The sequence below is a fragment of the Candidatus Liberibacter sp. genome, from assembly GCF_014048425.1.
Taxonomy (GTDB): Bacteria; Pseudomonadota; Alphaproteobacteria; order Rhizobiales; family Rhizobiaceae; genus Liberibacter.
Window position 1 is genome coordinate 1 of sequence record NZ_JACETX010000067.1, and the last position, 3574, is coordinate 3574.

Here is a 3574-nt window from a genome sequence, read left to right on the forward strand (position 1 = left end):
CTCAGGGAAGCCCCTTTCCACTCCTTAACAGGCAAGTCACCTGCTTCCAGATCAATGAAAAGTGTGCTTTCTTCTGGCAGTGTCCAGAGAAGAGATGTTTTCCCTATTCCGCTTTTTCCAAAGATACATCCTTTGATTCCTTTGGTTTCATTGAGTCTTTGATCCACTGAAATGATCGGCAACATTTTTCGTCTCCTTTAGAATATGTCTGCAGTCAGTTTGTTTGTGGTGGTTTTGGCTTCTGCAATAGGGACAACACTGACCGCATCTTTGGAAACGGTCACAAGTTTTTTGAGAGCTTCAATCTGCGTAGAAGACAAAGTGCCATTCAAAACAAGTTTTTCTATTTCCGTAGGTGAGGCTGGCTTTTGCACATAGAAATGATCTTGGAGAATATTTTTCCGTTTCTCTGTGCTTCCTGTTGACCAGCGTTTCGCACCTTTTCTAAGTGTTTTTAATTGGAATTTTGGTATTCGGTCTCCATTGGACAGTCTGCTTATGACTTCGGCTTCAGCCTCATCAAGTAATTCCTTAACCCCCAAAAGGTACTGATAATATGCTGACAATTCTTTGTCAGTTAGTTTTGATGGCGATGTATTTTTTCTTTGAAATGGAACAACATTACTTCTAGTCATCTTCGTTCTCCTCAGTGTCCATTGGGCATGGTGGGAGGTATCCCAATCCACGCAACAGTTCTTCACGCTCGTATTTGCTTGCAATCTCTTCCATGTAGTGTTGGCTAACTTTTCCCATTTTCATTCCTATGTTTCTGTGTACAAAATTATATTTATTTGTGTTTGTTGGATGTACTATCTATCATTATGATCAATTAGTCAATATATAAATTGATCATAACGATAGATATTTTTATAGACACCCGCAAACCACCCATGATATAAAGCATGAAAGCAACAACTTAGGCGTGAGAGGGAGATTGGAGATGGCAGAAGAAAAGGACACCAAGACAAATGAAGAGTGGGAATTGGATACTTCTAAAGCGAACAAAGATTGTGATGATGAGGTGTGTGAGGGCTGTCAATGAGCACTGCATCGTTAAATGAAAAGTACCCCTACAGACTAGATCCAGGTGGGTTTTTAGCAGAACACTTCCCTGTCCAAGAGCACATCCAAGACGAACTAGACGCTAGACAGTGGTCATATGTGACGTTCGCAGAGAAAGCAGGCAGACCTTTGGAATGGGCACAAACGATGATGAAGGGCGAAAAATCCTTATCTCAAGAAGACGTTAATTCAATAGAAAAAGCACTCCAGATAAGGGGATATTTATCAGCCAACATCGTTAATTTGGAGGATAAGAGATGAATATTGAAATTGACCGCTACCCAATATTGATCGTTAAGGATGGGGATGCTTTCATTGCTATTCCTACAGATCTCATGAGATGCATGGCTGTTGGAAAGACACCTGAGGAAGCACTACATGATTTAAAACCTGCCATGCTTGAATGGTTGGACGAAGCCAAAGAAAGAGGCATTGATATTCCTGCTCCGGGTAGCGTTTCCCTGAATGCTCCTATTTCTTTTTTAAATGGAATTGTAGAAGAGGGATTTAAATTTAAAGAAAGCTCTCTTAAATTAGAAGATATCTTCACAGAATTATACCGTGCAATCAAAGAATTAGTTTATTCGCAAGAGTTAATACGTTTGCACTTTGCTGTTCTCATCAGGAAGTTGAAACCTTTACTGAAAAATAATAAGGATAAAACTAATTTAGATTACGGCGACTATCTCATGTACCTCCAAAATCATAAAAATAAAAAAGCATTATGTGATTTGAATAGTTACCTTTGTAAAAGGTTAAAAGGTTTTAAAAATGTAAAGGAAGAATTGGATAGCTTGGATCCCCCGACAATCGTGAATCGTCTTGATATAAACCGTAAACGAAAGGAATCTCAAAAGAACCCTGATTAATACTCACTTTAGGTTCGCATAAAACTTATTGAGAAAATTATAGTGGGGTAGATATATGTCGGATGGATATACGGATTCTCGTCAGGGAAATCCTAGTTACGATGAAAATTGTCAAAGTACAGAGAGATCAAACGAAGGATATAATAACGTATTGGATCTACGTTCAACTAGACCACATGACGCTAATAGGCATAAATACCTAAAAGGGTGTGATGAGTTGTATACATCAAATATTCACAAGGATAAAAGTGACGAGTTAACTTCTAATAAAGATCATCATAATACAAATAGGGATAACGAAATAGAGAACGACGATCTTATCTGTGATTCTCCGACACAAAACGAAACAAAGATAGTAGAGGAATCTGTCTCCATGGATAAGAAACAATCGATAGAAGAGCACAGAATCTCTCTCCTTGAAAAACACTATGACAAGCTAGATAGTAAAGTTGATTCAAGCATCCGTGAAATGACTAAAGGTTTTGCAGATCTCAGAGTGGATATGGCAGAACATCGTGCGAATATGAACGAGAAACTTGATAGTATTCGAGTCGATAATGCTACATTTAAAACAGAAGTGAACGAGAAACTTGACGGTATCCGAGTAGATAATGCCAACTTTAAAACAGAAGTTATTGAAAAACTAGACGATCAAAAACAATGGATTATTTGGATAGCCATAAGCGGCATAGGGATAGCCTTAAGTGGCATAGGGATAGCCATAAAGTTTTTATCGTAGTAAATAAGATGCTTCTGCCATCAAGCCTTTCAAAACTTCGCCCCTGTAACTTTCTTTTTGTACTTCTCAGTAATTGAATCGTAGATATGTAATCTGAGATTATGCAAATAACCAGGCATATGACATGCCGACAACAGCAATATCGATAAAACTGTTTTAAAATACATATTTCTAATATCGGATATGAAGGCATATTCACTTTTAACCGAAACTATCGCTACTGAAAGCAGTATTATCATCAGGTGGATGAACAACAATAGCGAGTTTGCACGCATATGCATTTTATACTGATTTTTTAAAATCTCCTTTTCTACCCAATCGTCGCCCCCTATATTGTTGAATATAGTAAGGATGGAGAAAGCATTCACACTTAACAATCCGATCATCAGACCGCAAAAACACAATATCACGGGAATGTGAGAAAGGTTAAATTCAAAGATGGTATCCCCGTATTGAGATATCAATTGAACCCCTACGAATCCTCCAAACGCTAACATCGCAACTGCTATTTTCATCGTCTTTCCTTCTCTTTGTTAAAGTTCCACCAAAGCAGACCCCCTAAACAATTCAGAACGACAAGAGGTATCGACGCCCAATCAGGGACTACTCCAAAGGCATGCAAGGACAAAAACAGCCAAGTGTTGAACACACTAAATCCCAAGAAGTTAAGGAGGATGCATGCTTTTCTTGTGTATGTGGTATTCTTACCCCAATCATCTAGCCCGGATGCCACTAATCTAGACATCCCATATATCACGCAATATAGGAACACAAAGAATGCCCAAAAACCCAATACGCTTCCTGCTGTTGGCTCTATCATTTTGTCATCTCCATTTCATCCATAAAGTCGCACCGATCATTCCTGCAACGGCAAAGATCTTCAAAATCATGTACATAAGCTCTA

General features: G+C 38.5%; 8 protein-coding genes. 3 read left to right on the forward strand and 5 right to left on the reverse strand.

Annotated features, from left to right (window positions below; all coding sequences use genetic code 11):
* The 3 genes from H0G72_RS05625 to H0G72_RS06350 form a co-directional block, all read right to left on the reverse strand.
* Positions 1–185 (reverse strand): AAA family ATPase (locus tag H0G72_RS05625; protein WP_182017794.1); only part of this gene is annotated, 185 nt, incomplete at its 3' end.
* Between the two features lie 12 nt (positions 186–197).
* Positions 198–635, reverse strand: coding sequence for a DUF2800 domain-containing protein (locus H0G72_RS05630; protein ID WP_182017795.1), 438 nt, complete (start codon positions 633–635; stop codon positions 198–200).
* Positions 628–753, reverse strand: coding sequence for a hypothetical protein (locus H0G72_RS06350; protein WP_259345170.1), 126 nt, complete (start codon positions 751–753; stop codon positions 628–630). Before H0G72_RS06350 ends, H0G72_RS05630 begins: the two co-directional genes overlap by 8 nt.
* A 285-nt stretch (positions 754–1038) precedes the next feature.
* On the opposite strand from H0G72_RS06350, the gene H0G72_RS05635 reads away from it, so the two are divergent.
* From H0G72_RS05635 to H0G72_RS05645, 3 genes are read left to right on the forward strand one after another with little or no spacing between them, the layout of a single operon-like run.
* Complete coding sequence (locus H0G72_RS05635) at positions 1039–1323, forward strand: hypothetical protein (RefSeq protein ID WP_182017796.1); 285 nt, start codon at positions 1039–1041, stop codon at positions 1321–1323.
* On the forward strand, positions 1320–1931 hold the full coding sequence (locus H0G72_RS05640) for a type II toxin-antitoxin system HicB family antitoxin (RefSeq protein ID WP_182017797.1): 612 nt from the start codon (positions 1320–1322) through the stop codon (positions 1929–1931). The genes H0G72_RS05635 and H0G72_RS05640 overlap by 4 nt, the downstream gene beginning before the upstream one ends.
* A 55-nt stretch (positions 1932–1986) precedes the next feature.
* Positions 1987–2670, forward strand: coding sequence for a hypothetical protein (locus tag H0G72_RS05645; protein WP_182017798.1), 684 nt, complete (start codon positions 1987–1989; stop codon positions 2668–2670).
* 29 nt (positions 2671–2699) lie between these two features.
* Here H0G72_RS05645 and H0G72_RS05650 read toward each other — a convergent pair whose 3' ends face one another.
* Complete coding sequence (locus H0G72_RS05650) at positions 2700–3185, reverse strand: hypothetical protein (RefSeq protein WP_182017799.1); 486 nt, start codon at positions 3183–3185, stop codon at positions 2700–2702.
* A complete protein-coding gene (locus tag H0G72_RS05655; RefSeq protein ID WP_182017800.1) occupies positions 3182–3490 on the reverse strand; it encodes a hypothetical protein in 309 nt (102 codons plus the stop codon). The genes H0G72_RS05650 and H0G72_RS05655 overlap by 4 nt, the downstream gene beginning before the upstream one ends.
* Between the last annotated feature and the right edge of the window lie 84 nt (positions 3491–3574).

Coding starts and splice junctions, on each gene's coding strand:
- H0G72_RS05630 (WP_182017795.1), bottom strand. CDS start 635: ATGACTAGAAGTAATGTTGTTCCATTTCAAAGAAAAAATACATCGCCA.
- H0G72_RS06350 (WP_259345170.1), bottom strand. CDS start 753: ATGGGAAAAGTTAGCCAACACTACATGGAAGAGATTGCAAGCAAATAC.
- H0G72_RS05635 (WP_182017796.1), top strand. CDS start 1,039: ATGAGCACTGCATCGTTAAATGAAAAGTACCCCTACAGACTAGATCCA.
- H0G72_RS05640 (WP_182017797.1), top strand. CDS start 1,320: ATGAATATTGAAATTGACCGCTACCCAATATTGATCGTTAAGGATGGG.
- H0G72_RS05645 (WP_182017798.1), top strand. CDS start 1,987: ATGTCGGATGGATATACGGATTCTCGTCAGGGAAATCCTAGTTACGAT.
- H0G72_RS05650 (WP_182017799.1), bottom strand. CDS start 3,185: ATGAAAATAGCAGTTGCGATGTTAGCGTTTGGAGGATTCGTAGGGGTT.
- H0G72_RS05655 (WP_182017800.1), bottom strand. CDS start 3,490: ATGATAGAGCCAACAGCAGGAAGCGTATTGGGTTTTTGGGCATTCTTT.